Source organism: Nocardia sp. CWNU-33 (assembly GCF_046764895.1).
In the GTDB taxonomy this organism is placed as follows: Bacteria; Actinomycetota; Actinomycetes; order Mycobacteriales; family Mycobacteriaceae; genus Nocardia.
Genome location: NZ_JBKOQN010000004.1, coordinates 369,549 through 391,671, shown reverse-complemented (window position 1 = coordinate 391,671; position 22,123 = coordinate 369,549). Strand labels below are relative to the sequence as shown.

The 22,123-nt window shown below is 67.0% G+C and carries 23 protein-coding genes; 13 read left to right on the top strand and 10 right to left on the bottom strand.

Translation table 11 applies throughout. From position 1 onward, the window contains the following. Nucleotides 1–168: 168 nt before the first annotated feature. The 4 genes from ACLMAL_RS07740 to ACLMAL_RS07725 all read right to left on the bottom strand — a co-directional run bounded on the left by ACLMAL_RS07740 (nucleotide 169) and on the right by ACLMAL_RS07725 (nucleotide 4,736). Nucleotides 169–1,365: an NADP-dependent malic enzyme gene (locus tag ACLMAL_RS07740; RefSeq protein ID WP_411998433.1), complete on the bottom strand. Its 1,197-nt coding sequence runs from the start codon at nucleotides 1,363–1,365 to the stop codon at nucleotides 169–171. Between the two features lie 438 nt (nucleotides 1,366–1,803). Beyond that, entirely contained in the window at nucleotides 1,804–3,567 is a 1,764-nt protein-coding gene (locus tag ACLMAL_RS07735) for an FAD-dependent oxidoreductase (protein ID WP_411998432.1), read from the bottom strand. Nucleotides 3,568–3,618: 51 nt separating this feature from the next. Then, on the bottom strand, nucleotides 3,619–3,885 hold the full coding sequence (locus ACLMAL_RS07730) for a hypothetical protein (RefSeq protein WP_328405635.1): 267 nt from the start codon (nucleotides 3,883–3,885) through the stop codon (nucleotides 3,619–3,621). Further along, a complete protein-coding gene (locus ACLMAL_RS07725; protein WP_411998431.1) occupies nucleotides 3,882–4,736 on the bottom strand; it encodes a PHP domain-containing protein in 855 nt (284 codons plus the stop codon). The genes ACLMAL_RS07730 and ACLMAL_RS07725 overlap by 4 nt, the downstream gene beginning before the upstream one ends. Before the next feature lie 57 nt (nucleotides 4,737–4,793). On the opposite strand from ACLMAL_RS07725, the gene ACLMAL_RS07720 reads away from it, so the two are divergent. Continuing rightward, the gene (locus ACLMAL_RS07720; RefSeq protein ID WP_411998430.1) at nucleotides 4,794–5,870 is read left to right on the top strand and encodes a magnesium and cobalt transport protein CorA; all 1,077 of its coding nucleotides are present in this window, start codon (nucleotides 4,794–4,796) and stop codon (nucleotides 5,868–5,870) included. Between the two features lie 6 nt (nucleotides 5,871–5,876). On the opposite strand, the gene ACLMAL_RS07715 is transcribed toward ACLMAL_RS07720, so the two are convergent. From ACLMAL_RS07715 to ACLMAL_RS07705, 3 genes are read right to left on the bottom strand one after another with little or no spacing between them, the layout of a single operon-like run. Further along, the gene (locus tag ACLMAL_RS07715) at nucleotides 5,877–6,458 is read right to left on the bottom strand and encodes a suppressor of fused domain protein (protein ID WP_411998429.1); all 582 of its coding nucleotides are present in this window, start codon (nucleotides 6,456–6,458) and stop codon (nucleotides 5,877–5,879) included. A gap of 4 nt (nucleotides 6,459–6,462) precedes the next feature. Beyond that, nucleotides 6,463–6,954, bottom strand: a complete 492-nt coding sequence (locus ACLMAL_RS07710; protein WP_328405643.1) for a general stress protein — start codon at nucleotides 6,952–6,954, stop codon at nucleotides 6,463–6,465. Between the two features lie 57 nt (nucleotides 6,955–7,011). Next, nucleotides 7,012–7,941 carry a CoA ester lyase gene (locus ACLMAL_RS07705; RefSeq protein ID WP_328405645.1) on the bottom strand — a complete coding sequence of 310 codons (930 nt, stop codon included), beginning with the start codon at nucleotides 7,939–7,941 and terminating at the stop codon, nucleotides 7,012–7,014. A gap of 63 nt (nucleotides 7,942–8,004) precedes the next feature. On the opposite strand from ACLMAL_RS07705, the gene ACLMAL_RS07700 reads away from it, so the two are divergent. From ACLMAL_RS07700 to ACLMAL_RS07660, 9 genes are all read left to right on the top strand, one after another. After that, nucleotides 8,005–9,291 (top strand): magnesium transporter MgtE N-terminal domain-containing protein, encoded by a 1,287-nt coding sequence (locus tag ACLMAL_RS07700; protein WP_411998428.1) that lies wholly within the window; start codon nucleotides 8,005–8,007, stop codon nucleotides 9,289–9,291. Next, nucleotides 9,284–9,901 (top strand): DUF1003 domain-containing protein, encoded by a 618-nt coding sequence (locus tag ACLMAL_RS07695; RefSeq protein WP_328405649.1) that lies wholly within the window; start codon nucleotides 9,284–9,286, stop codon nucleotides 9,899–9,901. Before ACLMAL_RS07700 ends, ACLMAL_RS07695 begins: the two co-directional genes overlap by 8 nt. 152 nt (nucleotides 9,902–10,053) lie before the next feature. Continuing rightward, the gene (locus tag ACLMAL_RS07690; protein WP_411998427.1) at nucleotides 10,054–11,565 is read left to right on the top strand and encodes a lytic murein transglycosylase; all 1,512 of its coding nucleotides are present in this window, start codon (nucleotides 10,054–10,056) and stop codon (nucleotides 11,563–11,565) included. A gap of 115 nt (nucleotides 11,566–11,680) precedes the next feature. Continuing rightward, nucleotides 11,681–12,553, top strand: a complete 873-nt coding sequence (locus ACLMAL_RS07685) for a lytic transglycosylase domain-containing protein (protein ID WP_411998426.1) — start codon at nucleotides 11,681–11,683, stop codon at nucleotides 12,551–12,553. A 20-nt stretch (nucleotides 12,554–12,573) separates the two neighbouring features. Continuing rightward, nucleotides 12,574–13,710, top strand: coding sequence for an Mrp/NBP35 family ATP-binding protein (locus ACLMAL_RS07680; RefSeq protein ID WP_411998425.1), 1,137 nt, complete (start codon nucleotides 12,574–12,576; stop codon nucleotides 13,708–13,710). An 883-nt stretch (nucleotides 13,711–14,593) separates the two neighbouring features. Further along, a complete protein-coding gene (locus ACLMAL_RS07675) occupies nucleotides 14,594–14,914 on the top strand; it encodes a DivIVA domain-containing protein (protein WP_406232770.1) in 321 nt (106 codons plus the stop codon). Further along, nucleotides 14,911–15,552: a DNA-3-methyladenine glycosylase I gene (locus ACLMAL_RS07670; protein ID WP_411998424.1), complete on the top strand. Its 642-nt coding sequence runs from the start codon at nucleotides 14,911–14,913 to the stop codon at nucleotides 15,550–15,552. Before ACLMAL_RS07675 ends, ACLMAL_RS07670 begins: the two co-directional genes overlap by 4 nt. Before the next feature lie 102 nt (nucleotides 15,553–15,654). After that, nucleotides 15,655–15,822 carry a DUF3117 domain-containing protein gene (locus tag ACLMAL_RS07665; RefSeq protein WP_011211259.1) on the top strand — a complete coding sequence of 56 codons (168 nt, stop codon included), beginning with the start codon at nucleotides 15,655–15,657 and terminating at the stop codon, nucleotides 15,820–15,822. Continuing rightward, entirely contained in the window at nucleotides 15,809–16,660 is an 852-nt protein-coding gene (locus ACLMAL_RS07660; protein WP_411998423.1) for a putative RNA methyltransferase, read from the top strand. Before ACLMAL_RS07665 ends, ACLMAL_RS07660 begins: the two co-directional genes overlap by 14 nt. Nucleotides 16,661–16,667: 7 nt before the next feature. On the opposite strand, the gene glgA is transcribed toward ACLMAL_RS07660, so the two are convergent. Then, complete coding sequence (glgA, locus tag ACLMAL_RS07655) at nucleotides 16,668–17,825, bottom strand: glycogen synthase (RefSeq protein WP_328413377.1); 1,158 nt, start codon at nucleotides 17,823–17,825, stop codon at nucleotides 16,668–16,670. A 161-nt stretch (nucleotides 17,826–17,986) separates the two neighbouring features. Here glgA and glgC point away from each other — a divergent pair, with 161 nt between their 5' ends. Continuing rightward, nucleotides 17,987–19,201 carry a glucose-1-phosphate adenylyltransferase gene (gene glgC, locus ACLMAL_RS07650; RefSeq protein WP_411998422.1) on the top strand — a complete coding sequence of 405 codons (1,215 nt, stop codon included), beginning with the start codon at nucleotides 17,987–17,989 and terminating at the stop codon, nucleotides 19,199–19,201. Here glgC and ACLMAL_RS07645 read toward each other — a convergent pair. After that, nucleotides 19,198–19,554, bottom strand: a complete 357-nt coding sequence (locus tag ACLMAL_RS07645) for a hypothetical protein (RefSeq protein WP_411998421.1) — start codon at nucleotides 19,552–19,554, stop codon at nucleotides 19,198–19,200. The two genes, glgC and ACLMAL_RS07645, sit on opposite strands and share 4 nt — an antisense overlap. A gap of 208 nt (nucleotides 19,555–19,762) precedes the next feature. Here ACLMAL_RS07645 and ACLMAL_RS07640 point away from each other — a divergent pair, with 208 nt between their 5' ends. Both ACLMAL_RS07640 and ACLMAL_RS07635 read left to right on the top strand, forming a co-directional pair. Then, nucleotides 19,763–20,263, top strand: a complete 501-nt coding sequence (locus ACLMAL_RS07640) for a CUE domain-containing protein (RefSeq protein ID WP_411998420.1) — start codon at nucleotides 19,763–19,765, stop codon at nucleotides 20,261–20,263. Nucleotides 20,264–20,277: 14 nt separating this feature from the next. Then, a complete protein-coding gene (locus ACLMAL_RS07635) occupies nucleotides 20,278–21,468 on the top strand; it encodes an MAB_1171c family putative transporter (RefSeq protein ID WP_411998419.1) in 1,191 nt (396 codons plus the stop codon). On the opposite strand, the gene ACLMAL_RS07630 is transcribed toward ACLMAL_RS07635, so the two are convergent. Further along, entirely contained in the window at nucleotides 21,465–22,097 is a 633-nt protein-coding gene (locus ACLMAL_RS07630) for an O-methyltransferase (RefSeq protein ID WP_328405671.1), read from the bottom strand. The two genes, ACLMAL_RS07635 and ACLMAL_RS07630, sit on opposite strands and share 4 nt — an antisense overlap. Between the last annotated feature and the right edge of the window lie 26 nt (nucleotides 22,098–22,123).

Genomic DNA, 22,123 nt, shown 5'->3' with positions numbered 1-22,123 from the left:
TTCACCGCAACCCCGGCATCGACCAGCCGGGTCAGCGGATCACCGAACCGAGCCAGATCCTCCGAAAACGACACGGTCGCCGCAACCTCTCACATCGAGAGTGTTGCGACGACCGCATGAACCCAAGATGAGCGGGGCGCCTTCGTATCTGTCTCGGCTACACCTGGATCAGGCGACACCCTCGGCGCGCGCGGCGGCGGCGACGGCTTCGGCCACTGCCGGTGCCACACGCGGGTCGAGCGGGCTCGGGACGATCTTCTCCGGGCCCAGTTCGTCGGCGACCACGCTGAGGATGGCGTCCGCGGCGGCGATCTTCATGCCCTCGGTGATGCGGCGCGCACCCGCGTCGAGAGCGCCCTTGAAGACACCGGGGAAGGCGAGCACGTTGTTGATCTGGTTCGGGAAATCGCTGCGGCCGGTGGCCACGATCGAGGCGTACTTGCGAGCCACCTCGGGGTGGATCTCCGGATCCGGGTTGGACATGGCGAACACGATCGACTCCGGCGCCATCGAAGCGATGAGCTCCTCGGCGATCAGTCCGGCCGACAGGCCGAGGAACACGTCGGCGCCGGCCAGCGCCTCAGCGGCGCCACCGGCCAGCCCGCGCGGGTTGGTGCGCTGGGCCAGTTCGGCCTTCACGTCGTTGAGGTCGCTGCGGTCCCGACCCACAATGCCCTTGGAGTCGAGCACGGTCACGTCCTGCACACCCGCGGCGAGCAGGATGTTCGTGCACGCGACACCCGCGGCACCGGCGCCAGACACCACGACCTTCAGGCCCGCGATGCTGCGACCCTGCACCTTGGCCGCGCCGTTGAGGGCGGCGAGCACCACGATGGCGGTGCCGTGCTGGTCGTCGTGCATGACCGGGCAGTCGAGCGCCTCGATCAGCCGCTTCTCGATCTCGAAGCAGCGCGGGGCGGAGATGTCTTCCAGGTTCACCGCACCGAAGCTCGGGCGCAGCCGGATGATCGTCTCGACGATCTCGTCGGAATCCTTGGTGTCCAGCACGATCGGGATCGAGTCGAGCCCGGCGAACTTCTTGAACAGCGCCGCCTTGCCCTCCATCACCGGCAGCGAGGCGCGCGGGCCGATGTCACCGAGACCGAGCACCGCGGTGCCGTCGCTGACCACGACCACTAGCCGGTCGGTCCAGGTGTAGCGCTTGGCCAGCGCCTCATCGTTTGCGATGGCGCGGCTGACCTGAGCCACGCCGGGGGTGTAGGCGATCGAAAGGTCGCGCTGAGTCTCCAGCGGCGCGGCGAGTTCGACCGAGAGCTTACCGCCGAGGTGACCCGCGAAGATCTCTTCGTGAGTGATCTCAGAAAGGCTGGCAGTGGCATTCGGTGCGTCAGTCACAGGTGACACGATTTCACTCCTGCTCGGGTCGGGCACAACCGGGAAACGGTTACCGCCGGGTATTTAGGTAATAGGTGACTCATACCGCTCATCGAGTGCGCTGACCGGTCCGTATCGCGGCGGCTTACACAGAAGCAAGGGATGCCGATATCTCGATCACGTGGCGCGGCACTGATCCGCAGAGCGGGAGCCGGACGGGTAGGTCCGGACAGAACATGCGGAGAGATCTTCGGGTCACAACGGTGCGTTGCGAGGCGTAGATCTCCATTATTCCCGAACCCGGCGGTGGCATAGGCGGGGAATCCGACACATTCTGCCAGCCGGGTCGACGACTTGCCAAACCGGTGTGTCGGAATCCGGTCGAGCGCCATATAGCCAGGATAGGTCGGCGGAATTACCCCGACGTAAGGGGAAACTCGCACGTCCCAGTGGCGCGGCGGTGAGCTGTCACAAGGGCAGCGGGTCACCTGCGGTGAGGTCGGGGTCGGCCACCACCGACGGTGGCACGACCGGGGTCGCCGCCCGCGTGCCGGGTACCGCCGCGCGCACGCCTGCCGTCACCTCCCTGACGATCGATGCTTCGTCCGGTGTGATGATCTGCTCCCGCCGCGCGGGCGTCGCCGGCACGGTCGGAGTCGATTCGTCGGACGCCGACCGACGGGCGTCCGCGCGCACCCACACCGTGTCGAGGCCGCCCGAGGTCAATCGCACGCGCCAATCAGCGGCGACGTCCGGGTGGTCGGTGCGCCGATGCATGCCCCGGCTCTCGGTGCGCGCCAGCGCGCTGTACTTGGTCCACCGCGCCACCGCGAGCAGTGCTGCCGCCTGTCTGGCCCGCAGTCGATCCGCACCGGCGCCGCCGAGGCCGAATTCCGCGCCCGGCCACATGCCGTCGAGTTCGCCGATGCTGTCGCGCAGGCTGCCTGCGCTACGCCAGTAGCTGCGCCGCAGCGGCAGCGTGTGTTCCTGCACCAGTCCGACGACCGCGCGCGGGTCGATCCGCGCCTCCGGGTTGAGCCCGGCTCCTGGCACCGCGCGGGCCTGGCCAACTCTGCCTCTGGCGCGCGCGAAGCAGGCAGCGCCTGCGCCCGCCCATACACCCGAGGCGATGGCCCACGCGCCGCCCTGGCCACCGAATCCGCTCACCGCTCCGGTGATCGGCTCCCGCGTTGTCACGTCACCGGCGCCGTACAGTCCGGCCACCGTGGTCGCGCAGTCGGCGCCGGCGATGCGGAGGCCGCCGGTCCCCCGCACGGTGCCCTCGAGCACCGCGCGCAACGGGACCCGCTTGGTGTTGTCCACCACGCCTTGCTGCGACAGCCTGCACCGCACGGCGTAGGGCACGTCTTCGAGTGCGGCGTACACGCGGCGGCCGTCGGCGATCGCCGCGAAGGCCGCAGCGCGATGACCGGTGATGGCCGCGCCGGATTCGTCGTAGAGCGTGGCGAAGTGCAGCGCGAAGCCGGAAGTGAACGCCGAGTTCAGCACCGGCTCCAGCCCGTAGGCGCTGGAGAACTCCATGCCGGACAATTGCGCGCCCACCTCGGCGGCCAACAACAGTCCGTCGCCGGTGTCGACGTCGGTGCCCGCGCCGCCGGACAGGAAGGCGCAGCCGCCGGTGGCCACCACCACCGCACCCGCACGGACCGTCCAACTGCGAAACCTATTGTGCTGCTGGACGCCGATGGCTCCGGATACCACACCGTCGCGATCGACGAGCAGTTGCAGCGCGGGATGGTGATCGAGAATGCGGACCCCGGCGTCGAGCAGGCTGCGGCGCATCCGGCGCAGGTAGCTCGCGCCGTCCAGGCACACCCGCAGCGAGGTTCGTCTTTCCGCCGGCGCGCCGCCGCGCGGCTCGCCGGGTGTCAGTCCACGGTCACCGGCATTGCGGCCCTCGCCGGGAAACCGATACCCCCATTGCGCCAACTGCTCGACACGCAGATGGGTCTCCTCGAGCACCCGATGCATCCAGTCCGGGTCGCCGAGGTAACCACCATGCGCGTAGGCGTACCGCACCGCCTCGTCCCTGGCCGGTCCCGGCGGGATATTCCACAGCGAGGTCGTCCCGAAGGCGGTAGGACCGCTGGTGCCGCAGCGTCCCTTGTCGACGAGCATGGTGCGGGCTCCCGTTGCTGCGGCCGAGACGGCGGCCCAGGCGCCGGCGGGGCCGCCGCCCAGAACCAGTACGTCCGTCTCGATTTCACCCACAAAGAGAAATGTTCGACCACAATTCACCCGGCCGCAACCATTCCCGGAAATTCAGCTCCACCACTGTGACCACAGCAATAATCCGGCAGCCAGAAAAACAACCATCGATCCGGAAAAAGCGGCAAAACCCCGATGCCTGTCCGAAAAAATCTGTGCCGCAATGGCAGTCACGGACGCGGTCAGATGCCAGGTCACCGATACACCGCCCGGACCGGGAAACTCCCGCCTGGCAGCAATGATCGCAGTGCCGATGACAACGAGCGTGAGCACAAACGTCCCGGCGGCCACCACACCGCTCAGCCCGCGCACCAGTCTCACGAGGCGATCACCGGCACTCCCGTGGCTTTGCCCGCAAGTTCCTCGAATTGTGCTGAGTCGGTGGTGAATTCACCGAGCCGGATGGTTTTGTTCGCGCCGTGGTAGTCCGACGAGCCGGTGGTGAGCAGACCGAGTTCGGCGGCCAGCCCACCGAGCAGCGCACGGTCGGCCGTGGAATGGTCGGGATGGTCGATCTCGAGCCCGCCGAGACCGAGCGTGGCGAGTTCTCGAATATCGTCCAGCGCCAATAGCCGTCCGCGCTTGCGCGCCCTCGTATGCGCGAGCACGCTCACGCCACCGGCGGTGGCAATCATTTCGACCGCGCGACGCAACGGCGTGTCGGCCTTTTCCGCGTAATACGGCCCGTGTGGCGCCAGCAATTCGATGAAGGCCGCGTCGACGCTCGGCACCACACCCGCCTCGACCAGCGCCCGTGCCAGATGCGGCCGTCCGGCCGACGGACCAGCCGAGGCCAGCACCGCGTCGGGATCGATGGGTAGGCCGTCGGCCCGCATACGCTCGGCCATCGCGCGCAGCCGATCGACACGTTCGGCACGCAGCCGCTCCCGCTCGTCGGCGAAACACCGATCGGCCGGGTCGAAGAGGTACGCGAGCAGATGCACAGGAACGGGCCAGCCGTCCTCACCCAGACCGATGCACGACATCTCCATGCCGCGCACCAGCGTCATGCCCTTCGGCAGCGCGTCCACCGCTTCGGACCACCCCGCGGTGGTGTCGTGGTCGGTGATCGCGACGACGTCCAGGCCTGCGGCAGCGGCGTTCCGAACAAGTTCGGCAGGGCTGTCGGTACCGTCGGACGCGGTCGAGTGGGTATGCAGGTCGATGCGCACGCCTTCCAGTCTTACAGTGCGCTCGTCGCGGCCCCGCACGCGACGTAGCATCGACCGGTGCCATCCATTCCGCCGCTGCCGTCCTTCCGCGGCCAGGGTCGAGCGCATACACCGCTGCCCCGTATTCCCGTTCCCACCGCACGTGCGGTGGTCGACTGCGCGATCTACCTCGACGGCAAGCGGCTGCCCGGCCGGTTCAGCCATGCCGATGCGATGGCCGAGGTCCGCAATCGCGGCAACGGGTTCGTGTGGGTCGGGCTGCACGAACCCGACGAACACCAGATGGCCGATATCGCCGCCACCTTCGACCTGCACCCGCTCGCCGTCGAGGACGCGGTCAAAGCACATCAACGACCGAAATTGGAACGCTACGACGACACCCTGTTCCTCGTGCTGCGCACCGTCAGCTACGTCGAGCACGAAATGCACAGCATCAGCGAGATCGTCGAAACCGGCGACATCATGGTCTTCACCGGACCCAATTTCGCGGTGACCGTTCGGCACGGTGAGCACACCGGACTCGCCGGCGTCCGAAAGGAACTGGAGAATCACCCCGAGCAGCTCATGTTCGGTCCGAGTTCGGTGCTGCACGCGGTCGCCGACCATGTGGTGGATTCCTACATCGAAGTGGCCCTTTCGGTCGAGAACGATATCGAGGAGATGGAGGAGGCGGTCTTCACTCCGCGCAATGCCATCACCATCGAATCGATCTACCAGCTCAAGCGCGAGGTCGTCGAACTGCGGCGCGCGGTCAATCCGCTGCAGATCCCGCTCCAGTTACTCGGCCACAAGCCGGATCTGCCGCTGCCCAAAGAGATTCGACGTTATCTGCGCGATGTGGCCGACCACCACACCACCGTCTCCGAACGCATCACCGACTTCGACGAGTCCTTGAGCGAACTGGTCAGCGCGGCCCTCGCCAAGATCGGCGTGCAGCAGAACACGGATATGCGCAAGATTTCGGCCTGGGTCGCCATCGCGGCGGTACCGACGATGGTTGCAGGCATCTATGGCATGAACTTCACCCATATGCCCGCGCTGGAAGCGACCTGGGGCTTCTGGGTGGTGCTCCTGGTCACCCTCGGTATCTGCGCCGGGCTGTACGTCAACTTCCACCGCAACAACTGGCTCTGACCAGAGCTACAGTGTGGCAGCGCCTCGTGCGGGATCGTGCACATCGATTCCGGCTTCGGCCCACGCGTCGCGCAACGCTTGCGCACCACGCACCCGCACCCACGCCGCCTCGGTCGCGGTCACCGGAACGACCGTCAGATACCTGACCGGCTCGGCGGGCTCGGGCAACACCACCGCGGGAATGTCGCTCTCGCCCAACAGAACCGCGGTGAACGGCGCATCCCGCCACATCGGCTCACCCAGGTCGAGCAGCGCATCCGCCTGCAGCACAACACCTTCCACAACGGGCGTCGCGGCGAGCACACCGAGCGTCTTGGCCAGGCCCGCACTCGTCCCCGACCCGGCTCGCAGGGCGAGCACCAACTCGGCCCGCGGCCCGCGCACCGGATCCGCGAGCAGGTCGGTCGGATCACCCATCGGATGGCGCGATCCGCCCAACGTCACGTAATGCACCAGATCATCGCCGGGAATCCGCAGTATTTCGATGGGCTCCAAGCCGAGGAACGTCACCGACGCGGAATCCACACCCGCGGTGTCCACACCGAAATGGTCCAGCACCTCGGTGCGGACCTTATCCACTACCTCCATGCGATCAGATCGCCAGCCGCGCCAGCATGTCGCGCGCCTGCTCGGCCGACTTGGGGTCGCACAGCACGTCGTAGCGGCCGGCCACCAACTGCATGGTGGAGGCGAAATCGCGCTGGCCCCTGGTCGCCGCGTACGGGATCGAGGTCGAGATGACACCGAAGATGATGCCGCCGACCAGACCGACGATCAGCGGGCCGAGCGCGCCGCTGGTGGTGAACAGGCTCAGCAGCAGACCGAGGAACAGGCCGAGCCACGCGCCGGACACGACGCCGCCCCCGATGACCTTGCCCCAGGTCAGTCGATACAGGACCCGCTCGACCTGCATGAGATCGACGCCGACGATGGTCACGTCCTGTACCGGGAACTGCCCGTCGGCCAGAAAATCGACCGCCTTCTGCGCCTCGGCATAGGTCGGGTACGAGCCCACCGGCCAGCCGGTCGGCGGCGTCGGCAGACCCTGCCGGGCGCGATTCGCGTTCCCCATGGGATTCGTCATACCTCTATTGTGCTATTCCGACTGATCGTTCGGTGGTGTGAAACACCCCGCTGCCCGTCATTGAGACGAACGCTGCATTCCCGCGGCCCGGCCCTTGTCGGCGATCACCTGCGCCATTTTCGCGCTCGCCTCATCGATCATCTCGTCACCGAGCATGACCGCCCCACGCGCTCCACCCGCCGCGGAGGTATGGAAGGCGTAGGCGTCCAAAATCTGCTCGGCGCGGTCGTAATCGGTCTGACGCGGGCTGAAAATCTCATTGGCGGCGTCGATTTGACCGGGATGCAGCACCCATTTGCCGTCGAAGCCGAGCGCCGCGGTGCGTGCCGCTGCCCTTCGGAAGCCATCGACGTCGCGGATCTGCAGGTACGGGCCATCGATCGCCTGCAGACCGTGCGCGCGGGCCGCGAGCAGGATGGTCATCAGGATGTGGTGGTAGGCGTCACCGGTGTCGTAACCCTCCGGCTGTTCGCCGACCACCAGGGTGCGCATGTTGATGCTCGCCATGAAATCGGCGGGGCCGAAGACCAGCGTCTGCACCCGCTCGCTCGCGGTGGCGATCTCGTCGATATTGCGCAGCCCCAACGCATTTTCGATCTGCGGTTCGATGCCGATGCGGCCGACCTCGAGTCCGCTGGCCTTCTCCAGCTGGGTGAGCAGCAGATCGAGGGCCCTGACCTGACCGGCGTCGGTGACCTTCGGCAGCAGGATCGCATCCAGCGCCGCGCCTGCCCCCTCGACGACGGTGATGACGTCGGCGTAGGTCCATTCGGTGGTCCAGTCGTTGACTCGCACCACCCGCAGCTGCGCACCCCAGCCCGGTTCGTTCAGCGCCGCCACGATATTCGCGCGGGCGGCGGCCTTGGCCACCGGCGCGACCGCGTCCTCGAGATCGAGAAACACCTCGTCCACGGGCAGGCCCTTGGCCTTCTCGATCATTTTCGGGTTACTGCCCGGACAGGCGAGCACCGAACGGCGCGGCTTCATGATCACTCCCGTCGATCGTGGCGTGGCGGGTACACCCGCCCGCGAACATCTAGCCTGGCAGCCATGGCAGCAACCAGGGTGTACGTCGCCAGGCTGGCCGGCCTGGTGGTGCTCGGCCCGGACGGCGAGTCTATCGGCCGCATCCGCGACGTCGTCGTGGCCATCCGGTACGACGGCCAACAGCCGCGCATCCATGGCCTCGTCGTCGAATTGCCGACCCGGCGGCGGATTTTCGTGCCGATGCTGCGGGTCACCGCGATCGAGCCCGGTGTGGTGACGCTCAATACCGGCACGGTCAGCCTGCGCCGATTCGCGCAGCGACCCGGCGAACTGCTCGCGATCGCCCAGATCGTGGATTCCACGGTGCGCGTGCACGATCCTGGTCTGCTCGACCTCGCCGAGGTCGACGTCTTCGTCGCCGATCTCGGGATCGAGCAGACCAGGACACGGGACTGGGTGGTGACCAGGGTTGCGGTGCGCGGGCACCGGCGTATCGGCCGCCGCCGCACCGTGCACGTGGTGGATTGGACGCAGGTCAGCGGCCTGACCCCCTACGAGGTCGGCAGGCCGGGCCAGGACGTCACCCAATTGCTTGCCCAGTTCGAGGGCATGCGACCCGCCGACGTCGCACACTTGCTTCGGGAACTTCCGGAGAAGCGGCGCATCGAGGTCGCCGAGGCGCTCGACGACGAACGGCTCGCCGACGTCGTGCAGGAAATGCCCGACGACGACCAGGTCGAACTACTCGGACACCTGGAGGTGCGCAGGGCCGCCGACGTGCTGGAGGCCATGGACCCCGACGACGCTGCCGACCTGCTCGGTGAGCTGTCCACCGGGGAGCGCGAATCGCTGCTCGCGCTGATGGATCCGGAGGAGTCCGAGCCGGTGCGTAGGTTGCTGGAGCACTCCCCCGACACCGCTGGCGGTCTGATGACACCGAAGCCGATCATCCTGACACCGGCGACCACGGTCGCCGAAGCGCTTGCCCGGGTCCGCAATCCGGACCTGACGCCCGCACTCGCCTCGATGGTGTTCGTGGTCCGCCCGCCGACGGCCACCCCGACGGGCCGCTACCTGGGTTGTGTGCACATTCAGCAACTGCTGCGCGAACCGCCCGCGCATCTGATCGGCGGCATCCTGGACACCGACCTCGCCCCGCTGCGGCCCAATGTCCCGCTCGGTGCGGTGACGCGCTATTTCGCCACCTACAACCTGGTCTGTGGGCCGGTGGTGGACGCCCAGAATCATCTGCTCGGCGCGGTGAGCGTCGACGATGTCCTCGATCACCTGCTGCCGGAAGACTGGCGCGACCAGGAAGAATCGCACGTGGGAGTACCCGGACATGAGTGATAAATCCACGAGCGGCCGGGCCGGGCCGAGTTCGGCGCGCCAACGCCTCGAAACGCCGGTCGAATCCAGGTTCCGCATCGATTGGGACGCCGAGGCATTGGCGCGCAGCAGCGAGCGGGTCGCCCGATTCCTCGGCACCGGGCGATACCTGGCGATCCAGACCATCCTCGTGATCGTCTGGATTGCGTTGAACGTGTTCGTGATCGCGCTGCGCTGGGACCCGTATCCGTTCATCCTGCTCAATCTGGCGTTCTCCACCCAGGCCGCCTACGCGGCGCCGCTGATCCTGCTTGCCCAGAACCGGCAGGACAACCGCGACCGAGTGTCGTTGGAGGAGGACCGAACTCGCGCCGCACAGACCAAAGCCGACACCGAATTCCTCGCCCGCGAACTCGCGGCATTACGCATCGCGGTCGGTGAAGTGGCCACCCGCGACTATCTGCGTCGGGAGTTGGACGAAATGCGTGAAGTGCTCGATCGCATCGAAGCCGCTGCGGGGTCTTCGGATCGAGTCACGCAGGCTGAAAAACCCGCAAAGGCGAATCGCAAGAAAAGCTCCGGGCGAAAGCCGACGCAGGGCCCGGAATGGCCGCCACTAACTCATGATTGACCGGAAATGCTCAACAACTCACCTGACTGGTGGGTAACCTGGAGCACGTTGTCCCGAGCGGACGGGCAGGGGATGCGCGAGTCGGGCCTTCGCCCGGGCCGCGCCCCACCGGACAAGCATGCTCTCACGACGTAGAGGATTGGTGTGGCCGAATGCGAATATCTGCTCCGATAACCGTGTCGGCCCTCGTGGTCGCGGGTCTTGTCTCTGCTGGATCGGCAACGCACACCACCCAATCGACCACGCCGCCCAAGGCGCCGGAGGCTTTGCTCGCGACGTCCAGAGGTCCTGTGGTGGGCAGCGGCGCGGCGGGCATAGCCGCCGATGCGCCATTGTCCAGGACAGTCGGTCTGCTTCCGGTCACTCCGGATGCACCACGCAAACTTCGAGCAATGACTCCGTCCGCCGATGGATTGCCGATGTTCGCGGGCTCCGTTCCGCTGCACGATATCGCGCTGCCCAGGACGGGCGGCGCTCTCGGAATTCCGGAAATGGTGCTCGCGGCCTACCGCAATGCCGAACTGGCCCTGGAATCCTCGATGCCCGGGTGCGGTCTGTCCTGGAGCCTGCTCGCAGGCATCGGCCGGATCGAATCGGCGCACGCAAGCAGTGGGCGCACCGACGCCGCGGGCACTACTGTCACCCCCATTTTCGGGCCCGCACTCGACGGGACTCTGCCCGGCAACGAGGTGATCAGGGCCGCCGACGGCAGCGCGGTGCGCGCCATCGGCCCGATGCAGTTCCTACCCGGCACCTGGAGGCTGTACGCCGCCGACGGCAACGGTGACGGAGTCGCCGACCCGCACAACGTTTTCGACGCCGCACTCGCCGCGGGCAAATATCTCTGCTCCGGCGGCTTGAACCTGCGCGATCCGGCGCAGGAACTGCGCTCGGTGCTGCGCTACAACAACTCGATGGCCTACGCAGCCAATGTGCTGAGCTGGTCGGCGGCCTACCGCACCGGCGGCACACCGAGCCAGGTGAGCATCTCCCCCGGTTTGATTCCGCCGGGCACCGCGCCGATCCAGGCGGGACCGGACATGCTGGCCGCCAATTCGGTCGCGCCGTCCACGGCTGCCGAGCACCCGCCGACCGCGTCGACCACCGTCACCCCGGCGGCGCCGACCCAGGTGATGATCACCATCCCGGGGCTGCCGCCGATCCCGTGCGGCATCTTCTGCCCGGCACCGCCCAAGCCCGTGAATCCGTGCGACCCGCCGGTGGTCGCGGCGCCGATCCCGATGTCGATCCAGATCCCGATCCCGATGTCGATCCCGATCCAGATCCAGATTCCGATCCCCGGCCAACCGACGCCTGCCCCGGTCGCACCGGGACAGACCTACGGCACGGCAGGCGAACCGAACGCTGCGGGCGAACCGGTCGACCCCGAGCACCCGAAGCCGCCACAGCTACCCGCCTCGTGCACACAGCCGGGCGCCGCTCCGAACGAACAGGCGCCCGCGCAATCCGCTCCGAACGAACAGGCGCCCGCGCAATCGCCTGGCGAAACACAGCAGGTCCAGCCGACCGAGGAGCCGGAGGTCGCCAGCACACCGGAGTCGGGCCCTGCCGAACCCGCCCCGGCCGTCGCCCCGACGACAACTCCACAGCCGGGCATCACGTTGCCGTTCGGCATCGTGATCCCGCTGCCGCCACAGGGCTGAGACCAAACCCCGAAGCAGATCACGAAGTAGTAACAAAAAGATCTCGAATGCGGTACCCTCGACTTCGTCCATCACGAAGGGCTCGTCATCGAGTCAATTGGAGGGTCACCGCACAGTGGGGCGTCACCGAAAACCACCGGCTGCCAACGTAAGACGCAGCTCTGTTATCGCATTGACAGGATTGGTTCCCGCTGGGCTCGCGGCAGTGGCTGCCGCGTCCAATGTGGGCATTGCCAATGAGACCGTGGCGTCGGTCTTGGAACACCTGCCGGGGGACGAGCAAGACGACCAGGTTCCCAGATCCGCGGCCGTCGCCGAACCACCAGCGACGGCCGACTTCGTCGCTCACACCATGGCCAGGCAGGCGCATGCTACGCCTCCCGTCGTGAAAACCGTTGCGCTGCCGGATGGTAGACAACCCGCCGCCATGACACCTGGTCCGCTGGGTGTCCCCGGCGTCGCGATCGCCGCGTATCAATCCGCCGAACACACCCTCGCCGCCGAGAATCCCGCCTGCGGGATGCCCTGGTACCTGCTCGCCGGAATCGGCCGCGTCGAATCCACCCATGCCTTCGGCGGCAAGGCCGATGCGGACGGCAACCCGTTGACACCCGTCTACGGACCGGTGCTCGACGGCAGCCTGTCGGGCAACAATGTCATCCACGATTCCGACGGCGGCACCCTGGACGGTCTGGCCGGCTACGACCGCGCCATCGGGCCGATGCAATTTCTGCCCGAGACGTGGAAGCATTACGCCGCCGACGGCAACGGTGATGGCATCGCCGACCCGCAGAACCTCTTCGACGCGGCGCTGACCGCAGGAAAGTACCTCTGCGACGGCGGATTGAACATGCACGATCTCGCCCAGCAGTCCCGGGCGATCCTGCGCTATAACAACTCGATGGCCTACGTCGCCAACGTCATGGCGTGGGCGACTTCATACAGCAGCGGCGTCGCACCACAGCCCGGACAGCTGCCGCGGATCTGACGCAACGTAAAATTACTGCCATGTCAGTGGTAACGGAAGCGGATGTGCGGGGAGCCCTCGCGAAGGTCGACGACCCGGAGATCCGCAAGCCGATCACCGAACTCGGCATGGTGAAGAGCATTGCGATCGGCGTGGACAGCAATGTCCACATCGAGATCTTCTTGACGACCGCGGGCTGCCCGCTGCGCACCGAGATCACGCAGCGGGTCACCAAGGCGGTGGCCGACGTCGCAGGCGTCGGCGCCATCACGGTCGAGCTCGATGTGATGAACGACGAGCAGCGCACCAACCTGCGCAAGCAGCTGCGCGGCGACTCGGCCGATCCGGTGATCCCGTTCGCCCAGCCCGGCTCGCTCACCCGCGTGTACGCGGTCGCCTCCGGCAAGGGCGGCGTCGGAAAGTCCAGTGTCACCGTCAATCTCGCGGCCGCCATGGCCGCGAGCGGCCTCTCGGTCGGCGTGCTGGACGCGGACATCTACGGCCACTCCATCCCGCGCATGCTCGGCACCGACGCCCGCCCGACCCAGGTCGAGCGAATGATCATGCCGCCGCAGGCCCACGGCGTGAAGATGATCTCGATCGCACAATTCACCCAGGGCAACACGCCTGTGGTGTGGCGCGGCCCGATGCTGCACCGCGCGCTGCAACAGTTCCTCGCCGATGTGTTCTGGGGCGACCTGGACGTGCTGCTGCTCGACCTGCCGCCCGGCACCGGCGATATCGCCATCTCCATCGCCCAGCTCATTCCCGGCGCCGAGATCTTGGTCGTCACCACCCCGCAGATCGCCGCCGCGGAGGTCGCCGAGCGCGCGGGCGCCATCGCACTGCAGACCCGGCAGCGCATCGCGGGCGTCATCGAAAACATGTCCTGGCTCGACCTGCCCGACGGCAGCCGGATGGAGCTCTACGGCTCCGGCGGCGGCCAGATCGTTTCCGAACGGCTCACCCGCGCCGTCGGCGCCGATGTCCCACTGCTCGGTCAGATCCCGATCGAACAGGCGGTGCGGGAAGCGGGCGACGAAGGCATCCCCATCGTGCTCAGCGCCCCGGAGAGCGCGGCAGGCAAGGCGCTGCTCGACGTCGCCGACAAGCTCGCCGTCCGCCGCCGCGGCCTTGCGGGCATGTCCCTCGGCATCGACACCACCCGGCACCTGTAGTTCCTGCCACGAACCCGAGCAACGATCAGCTCGGACTCACGGTCTGAGCTACATCCGTCCGCACAGCACGCAACTCACACTGGTACCACCACCCCCGGCCACGGACACACTGTCGATGCAACCGCGCAGCCCCTGCGCCGAGCGTAGTCAAATGGTGGTTCGTAGACCCGGCTCCAACGACCATTTCACTACTCTCATTCGAGAAGGGGTTCTCGAGAACGGCACCACAGCCAGATGACCACGCCGGAACTCGACACCGCGCACCTGGCTGCGGGAGGTAAGTCGGGGACGGCGACGCACCCAGCACTGCCCGTTATTCACTGGTGTGTGAACCGTTGTGGGCGGGTTCGTGGTGGGTTGTTCCCGGAACGCACCCCGCTCGGGACCGGTCTGGGTGCGCGAAGTTGCGTTGGGGTGGTGCAGAGCAGTGCTGGGCACGTCGTGTGCCGTACCCGACTTTCTCTTCCGCAACTCGGGTAGGCAGGCACATGGCTTCCAGCGTGGAGACTGGCTGTGGTGGCGTTGCAAAGGCTCAACTCGCGGCGTGACGTCACGTTCCCAGCGCGAAGACTGACCGTGGCGGCACTGCAAAACTCAACTCGCGGCGTGACCTCATGCCCCAACATGAGGACTGGCCGTGCGGCCGTTGTCCAGGCTGGACTCAGGCGTGACGTCGTTTGTAGCGTGAGGCTGGCTGTGGTTTCGCTGAGCCTCGCTCATGCGCACGCCCTGCCGGGTGGATGCCGCTGGTCCGGTGTCGTGAGGTCGGCGCCGAACTCGCCGCCTGCTGTCGCACGGGTCGATCGTCGCGCCTGATCTCGACGGCTGATTTCCGCGGGACGAGATGTGACCGCTGTCGGGGGGTGCCAATAAGCTCGGTGGCATGCTCACGCTGCTGTTGTATGTGCTGATCGTCGGCTTGGTCGCCGCGGTGCTATTTCTTGTCGCCAGTGCGGTGTTCGGACGGTCGGAGGAGCTCGGACCGTTGCCGGAGGGGACGACGGCGACCGTGCTTCCGGTGGAGGGGATCTCCGGAGCGGACGTGCGGGCGTTGCGCTTTCAGCAGGTGGTGCGCGGCTACAAGGCCGGTGAGGTGGACTGGGCGTTGACCAGGCTGGCCGCCAGGATCGATGAGTTGCAGATGCAGCTTGCGGAGGCGCGCAGCCTCCCGCGGCAGGTTTCGGTCACGCCGGAGTCGAAGTGAGTGCCGGTGGCCGTACGGCAGGCGACGGCCTGATCCGCTGCCCGTGGTCGGAGGCCTCCCAGCTCTACCGTGACTACCACGATCACGAATGGGGCAGGCCGCTGCACGGCGCGGACGCGATGTTCGAACGGGTCTGCCTCGAAGCGTTCCAATCGGGGCTCTCGTGGATCACCATCCTGCGCAAACGACCCGCCTTCCGGACCGCATTCGCCGGGTTCGAGATCAGTAAGGTCGCCGCGTTCGGCGATGACGATGTGACGCGGTTGCTCGCCGACCCCGGCATCGTGCGCAACCGGTCCAAGATCGTCGCCGCCATCGCCAACGCGCGCGTGGCTCTCGACCTCGATATCGGTCTCGACGAGTTGATCTGGTCGTTCGCACCGCCGCCGCGCCCACGCCCGCGGCAGGTCGCCGATGTGCCCGCGATCACCACCGAATCCGTAGCTCTGGCAAAAGAATTGAAGCGACGTGGGTTCCGTTTCGTCGGCCCGACAACCGCCTACGCACTGATGCAGGCGACCGGAATGGTCGACGATCACCTGGCCGATTGCTGGGTCGATGGTGACCTGTCCAACACAGGCCGAGCGGTCACATTTCGAACTCAGGTATCCGTCCACAACGGCGATAGGGAAGAATAGGGCCGGTGTAGCTCGCCAAATGCCGGCGAGCTCACTGGTTGGTGACAACTGGAGTTCCAAGAAAGTGCGCAGCATACCGCGCAGATCTGGAGGGAGCAGAGGATGGCGGCCATGAAGCCCCGCACCGGGGACGGTCCCCTCGAGGCAACCAAGGAAGGGCGTGGAATCGTCATGCGGGTTCCACTCGAGGGTGGCGGGCGTTTGGTCGTAGAGCTCACGCCGGATGAGGCAGCAGCGCTTGGTGACGAATTGAAGAGTGTCACCAGCTAGTCGCTCGGCGCTTGCTGATGTGGCCGGCCTGTTGGCCTGCCCCGAATGCGGTCTCGGATTCGAGCCGCAGGATCGAGTGCTGCGCTGCGGAGCCGGGCACAGCTTCGACATAGCCCGGCAGGGTTACGTCAGTCTGTTGACCGGCGCGTCGACCAAGATGACCGGTGATACCGCGGCGATGCTCGACGCGCGTGCCGCATTTCAAGGTAAGGGACATTTCGCGCCGATCGCCGTTGCGGTCGCCGCGGCGATCGGTTCGACGTCCGGCACAGTGCTGGAGGTCGGCGCAGGCACCGGCTATTACCTTGCCGGTGTGCTCGACGGCGCGCCGGACGCCCGCGGGGTCGCGCTGGACGTGGCCAAGCCCGCGGCTCGGCGCAACGCTCGTGCGCATCCGCGCGCCGCATCGGTGCTTGCCGACGCCTGGCGCGGACTGCCGATCCGGGACGGCGCGCTGAGCCGGGTGCTCTCGGTATTCGCGCCACGCAATCCCGGTGAGGTCGCCCGAGTGCTCGCCGTGGATGGCAGTTTTATTGTCGCCACCCCCACCGAACGCCATCTGGCCGAGTTGATCCAGCCGCTCGGCATGCTGACGGTGGACCCGGACAAGGATCGTAGGCTCGGCGCGGCCATGTCCGGCCATTTCGATGCCATCGAACGCACGCTCGTCGAGTGCTCGATGAAACTCGATCGGGCCGACGTGGCCAATGTGGTCGCGATGGGCCCGTCCGGTCACCATGCCGACCACGCCGACGACCCGCGCATCGCTGCCATGCCCGAGACCGTTGAGGTCACCGCGTCCGTTCTGGTGTCCAGCTACCGCAAACCGCTCGGCTAGCCGTGCCTCACGATTTGCGGACTTGCTCGTAGACCTCGACCGTGTAGGCAGCGATCTGGAGCCAGTCGAATTCGGCGATCGCCCGCGCGCGGCCGGCAGCCCCGAATTCCGCGGCGAGAACCGGATCGCCCGCGACCTCGTTCACGGTCGCTGCCAATGCCCGCTCGTAATCCGGCGTGGTGCTCGGGTCATAGTGCACCAAGCGTCCGGTCGCACCGTCGGCGACGACCTCGGGGATGCCGCCGACGTTGGAGGCGACCACCGCCGTCGCGCATGCCATCGCCTCCAGGTTCACGATGCCGAGCGGCTCGTACACCGAAGGACAGACGAAGACCGTCGCGGCCGCGAGTATCTGCCGGATCTGCTCGGTGGGCAGCATCTCGCGCACCCAGAACACATTGCCGCGGTTGTGCTGCAACTCGGCGACGGCCGCGGACACCTCCGCTTCCAGCTCCCTGGTGTCGGCTGCGCCCGCACATAACACCAGCTGGATTTCCGGATCGAAATCCCGTGCCGCTGCGAGCAGATGACCGACGCCCTTCTGCCGGGTGATCCGGCCGACAAAGGCCGCGATCGGCCGGTCGGTACGCACCCCCAGCTCGGTCAGGATCGAAGGGGAACCGGTCGCGGGCGGTCCGGGATGCCAGACCGCGGCGTCGATGCCGTTGTGCACCACATGAACCCGGTCCGGGTCGATCGCCGGATAGGCGTCGAGCACGTCGTGGCGCATGCCCTCGCTCACCGCGATGATGGCGTCGGCATGTTCGACCGCATTGCGTTCCGACCACGACGAGAGCCGGTAGCCGCCGCCGAGCTGTTCGGCCTTCCACGGCCTGCGCGGCTCCAGCGAATGAGCGGTCACCACGTGCGGAATCCCGTACAGCGTGGCGGCGAGATGCCCGGCGAGCCCGGTGTACCAGGTGTGCGAATGCACCACGTCCACCTGCCCTGCGGCGTCGGCCATCCGCAGCTGGGCCGACATCATCTGCAATGCGGCATTGGCGGCGTAGAGCATCGGATCCGGTTGGTGCACCACCGCTTCGGTGCGCGGCACGCCCATGCAGTGCACGGTCACCTCGCACAACTGCCGCAATTGTGCGGCCAACTGAGTGACGTGCACGCCCGCACCGCCGTACACCTCCGGCGGGTACTCGCGCGTCAACATCGCGACCCGAAGCCGGTCCTGCGCAAGGCCGTGGTCGGTTCGCTCCTGCCCGGATCCTGCCGCCGAGCGCGCGCCCTCCGTGCCGAAACTCACCGGTTCAAACTAGACGCTCGGGTCGCAGGGGGCCACTCTCGCCCGCCCGGCGCGGTAGTTTGGCAGGTGTGAGGAGCCAGCCGCACGTACTCGGGATCGTGCTCGCCGGTGGCGAGGGCAAGCGCCTGTTTCCACTCACCGCGGACCGGGCAAAGCCTGCCGTTCCTTTCGGGGGTGCCTACCGACTCATCGACTTCGTCCTCAGCAACCTGGTCAATGCGGGTTTTCTGCGACTGTGTGTGCTCACGCAGTACAAGTCGCACTCGCTGGACCGGCATATCTCGCAGACTTGGCGACTATCGGGCTTCGGTGGCGAATACATCACCCCGGTCCCGGCTCAGCAGCGCCTCGGTCCACGCTGGTACACCGGCAGCGCCGATGCGATCATGCAGTCGCTGAACCTGATCTACGACGAGGACCCCGACTACATCGTGGTGTTCGGCGCCGACCACGTGTACCGGATGGACCCGGAGCAAATGCTTGCCGCACATATCGATTCCGGCGCAGGCGTCACCGTGGCCGGCATCCGGGTGCCGCGCAGCGAGGCAAGCGCGTTCGGCTGCATCGACTCCGACGAGTCCGGCCGGATCACCCAGTTCCTGGAGAAGCCCGCGCATCCGCCCGGCACCCCCGACGACCCGAACATGACCTTCGCCTCCATGGGCAATTATGTGTTCACCACCAAGGTGCTGGTGGATTCGATCCGCGCGGACGCCGATAATTCCGACTCCGACCACGATATGGGCGGCGACATCATTCCCTCGCTGGTCGCAGCGAGCGAGGCCGCCGTCTACGACTTCGCGGACAACGATGTCCCCGGCGCCACCGACCGCGACCGTGGCTACTGGCGCGATGTCGGCACCATCGATGCCTTCTACGAGGCGCATATGGATCTGGTTTCGGTGCATCCGGTGTTCAACCTCTACAACAAGCACTGGCCGATCCGCGGCGCCGCCGAGAACCTGCCGCCCGCGAAGTTCGCACAAGGCGGTCTGGCGCAGGAGTGCATCATCGGCTCCGGCTGCATTCTCTCGGCCGCCACTGTCCGCAACTCGGTGCTCAGTTCCAATGTGATGATCGATGACGGCGCAACCATCGAGGGCAGCGTCCTGATGCCCGGTGTACGCGTCGGTCGCGGCGCGGTTGTGCGCCGCGCCATCCTGGACAAGAACGTGGTGGTCGGCGAGGGCGAAATCATCGGCGTCGATCTGGATCGCGACCGCGAACGCTTCGCAGTGAGCCACGGCGGCATCGTCACCGTGGGCAAGGGCGTGTGGGTCTAGCCGACTCGGTCCGCATCCCGGGACTCGCCGGTGATCATGCCGCGCTCGGCCACCTCGGTCAGTCGAACCAGCGCCGCCGCAGCCGCCGACGCGCCCAGGCCGGCGCTGAGCAGTCCGACCCACAGGGCGTGCACAGAGACCGCGCGGAGCACGGCAACCACGTCGTCGTCGAGCGGTGTGCCCCACAGCTTCTCGACGGAGTCCGAATGTACGTCGCCGCTGACGTAATCCAGCACCGCTCGCCGTTGATGCTCACGGTGACCGGTGGCCTCGACGCGCTCGAATCCGAGCGACTCGGCCACCTGCGCCGCGGCTGCCTCCCCGATATCCGAGGCCGACCTGTGGTGGCGCATTCGTACCCCTCCCGCCTCATGAATGACACCCGGGCAATGGCGACGGGCCCCTCGGGGGCCGTTCCCCACTACCCGACCTATTCAGGATACGAACGGCCCAGCCGAACATCCGGACCTTTCGGCGCAGTGATGCACGAACGACGCAGACGGCCGAATCTCATTGCGACGCCGCTGGACATCCGCCACAGAAGGCCCGAGGATTGGGGGCATGATCAGGCGGGCCGGGCGCGATCACGCGGGTGAGCAGGTGCACCGCTTGGCCGCATCATTGCAGGTACCGCGCCCGTGGCGACTGGAGACGTTCATCGAACACGTCTGCGAGCGAGTGGGAAAGCCGATCGTGCTCATCCCCCAGCCGGATCTGGCCGACGGCAGCTTTCCGTGCGGGCTCGTTCTCGAACGCGCGGACAACATCGTCGTCACCTACGACGCGACGAGCTCGGGCTATCACGCCGACCACATCGTGCTGCACGAAATCGCTCACCTGCTGCTCGACCACGCGGGCTTGGTCTCACCGCAATCGAAAAGCCGTACCTTGCAGACGTTGTTCCCCGATATCGATGCCGACAGCGTGCTGCGGGTGCTCGCGCGAACCGATTACGACGACGCTCACGAAAGCCAGGCGGAATTGTTCGCCTCGCTGATCCTGTCCGACACCGTCGGCGCCAGGTCGACGTCGTTCCTTGCTCGCGCGATCTTCCGCGACTGACGCCGACGACCGGGATGAACTGGCTGCCCACGGTCGTCGACGGATATGCGTGGCTGACATTCGGCATTCGGACGCTCTGGTTCCGCTCGACCCTCGCCGACCGTCGGTTGAACAGGATCGTCTTTCTCAGCGCGCTCGCGACCACACTGCGCCTTTCGGTAGTGCAGCATGTACTGACGACCTGGTCCGACGGCGTTCTCGCCAGCGCATTGCTGTACCAACTGGCCACTATCGCGGGCATGTACAACATGGCGACCGCCATGCTGCTGGCGCAGGCGCTGCACAACACCACCTCCCGGCCCCGGCTCGTCTATGCCACGGCAACGGTATGCGCGATTGCCATGCTCAGCTGCGGCACCAGTGCACGCAGCATGGGGATCCCCGTGCACGATCAGGCCGGCTGGGCTCCGCTCACCTTCTGGTTGTTCGTTCTGCCGGTGCCGATCTGGTCCACGGTCACGGTGCTGCGTCTCGGCATCGCCGAATTACGCACGCCATTGCGCAGGCGGGAGAGCGCGCTGTACCTGATGCTCGGCGCATTGCTGTTCATTCTGGTCGCGGATGCGGTGTGGCTCACGGTGTCCGCGGCCTTCCAGGTCCACAGCACCAGCGATTGGCATCAGACGCACGCCGTGCACAATTCGGCACGGACCAACGACACCATCCTGTTGCTGCTGCTCTGTGTAATCGCGACCATTCCCGGGCTCTCCAGGCTCGTCGAATTGCTGTCGCTGGACAGTTGGTCGCGCAAGCGCAAACGACTGCTGCCGATGTGGTCGGATCTGACGGCCGCGTGCCCGGAGATCGTCCATCACGTACCCGCGCCCCCGGTCGCCCGCCGCAGCCGATACCTGGTGCATCGCACGGTGATCGAGGTCCGCGACAGTGTGCGGACCCTCGCGCAGTACGCGATGCCGAATCCGCCGCGGCTGGCGGCGGCCGTGGCCGGCGGGACGCCGCCCGGTCCCGAACGCGAGGCCTTCGACCTTGCCGTGTGCCTCGCCATGGCGTGCACCGCGAAGCAACGTGGCGTCTCCGCAGCCGGAGTGGGTGCGCTGCGCCTGCCCCCGGCCCGCGATCTACTCGACGAGGTCGACCAACTCACCGCGATCGCCGCCCACTGGCCGCGCGCCCGGGTCCTCGCCCACCAATACAGCGGGCACCCGCAGCAGACCCCGCCAGCTAGCCGAACCCGCGGAAACTAGCCGCGTGAAGCACAGAGCAGGCCGTCGCCGACCGGGATGAGCACACTGGTGAGCTCGGGGTCCTCGGCGATCGCCCGCGTGGCGGCACGCACAGCCTGGGTGGCGGGGTCGCGGTGGGTGGCATCGGGAACGCGACCGCCCAGCAGCGCATTGTGTAGCAGAATGGCGCCGCCTGCGCGCAGCAACCGCACGGCCTGGGCGACATACTGCGGATGCTCGAGCGGGGCCGCGTCGATGAAAACCAGGTCGTAGGCGCCGTCGGCGAGGCGAGGCAGTACATCGAGGGCACGACCGTTGATGAGCCTGGTGCGGGCGGGCAGGATCTCGGCCGTCCGGAACGCTTCCTTGGCGGCGCGCTGGTGTTCCGGCTCGGAATCGATGGTGGTCAGCGTCCCGTCCTCACGCATACCGTCCAGCAGCCACAACCCACTGATACCCGCGCCGGTGCCCACCTCGACGACCGTCCGCGCGCCGAGCAATTGCGCGTACATACTCAGCAGCGCCCCCACCGACGGTGCGACCGGCGAAGCACCGAGCTCGGTGGCCCGTTCGCGCGCACTGACGAGAATCTCGTCTTCCACGACGGATTCCTCCACGTAGGAGAGATTTCGCTCCAGATTCGATGCCACCTAAGCAGGCTATCTCGCGAGTACGT

Bases quoted from the DNA above. Each gene is read 5' to 3' on its own strand.
- ACLMAL_RS07675 (WP_406232770.1), top strand. From the start codon at position 14,594: ATGCTCACGCTGCTGTTGTATGTGCTGATCGTCGGCTTGGTCGCCGCG.
- ACLMAL_RS07690 (WP_411998427.1), top strand. From the start codon at position 10,054: ATGCGAATATCTGCTCCGATAACCGTGTCGGCCCTCGTGGTCGCGGGT.
- ACLMAL_RS07635 (WP_411998419.1), top strand. From the start codon at position 20,278: ATGAACTGGCTGCCCACGGTCGTCGACGGATATGCGTGGCTGACATTC.
- ACLMAL_RS07695 (WP_328405649.1), top strand. From the start codon at position 9,284: ATGAGTGATAAATCCACGAGCGGCCGGGCCGGGCCGAGTTCGGCGCGC.
- ACLMAL_RS07680 (WP_411998425.1), top strand. From the start codon at position 12,574: ATGTCAGTGGTAACGGAAGCGGATGTGCGGGGAGCCCTCGCGAAGGTC.
- ACLMAL_RS07640 (WP_411998420.1), top strand. From the start codon at position 19,763: ATGATCAGGCGGGCCGGGCGCGATCACGCGGGTGAGCAGGTGCACCGC.
- ACLMAL_RS07645 (WP_411998421.1), bottom strand. From the start codon at position 19,554: ATGCGCCACCACAGGTCGGCCTCGGATATCGGGGAGGCAGCCGCGGCG.
- ACLMAL_RS07710 (WP_328405643.1), bottom strand. From the start codon at position 6,954: ATGACGAATCCCATGGGGAACGCGAATCGCGCCCGGCAGGGTCTGCCG.
- glgA (WP_328413377.1), bottom strand. From the start codon at position 17,825: ATGTTGACGCGCGAGTACCCGCCGGAGGTGTACGGCGGTGCGGGCGTG.
- ACLMAL_RS07700 (WP_411998428.1), top strand. From the start codon at position 8,005: ATGGCAGCAACCAGGGTGTACGTCGCCAGGCTGGCCGGCCTGGTGGTG.
- ACLMAL_RS07705 (WP_328405645.1), bottom strand. From the start codon at position 7,941: ATGAAGCCGCGCCGTTCGGTGCTCGCCTGTCCGGGCAGTAACCCGAAA.
- ACLMAL_RS07715 (WP_411998429.1), bottom strand. From the start codon at position 6,458: ATGGAGGTAGTGGATAAGGTCCGCACCGAGGTGCTGGACCATTTCGGT.
- ACLMAL_RS07665 (WP_011211259.1), top strand. From the start codon at position 15,655: ATGGCGGCCATGAAGCCCCGCACCGGGGACGGTCCCCTCGAGGCAACC.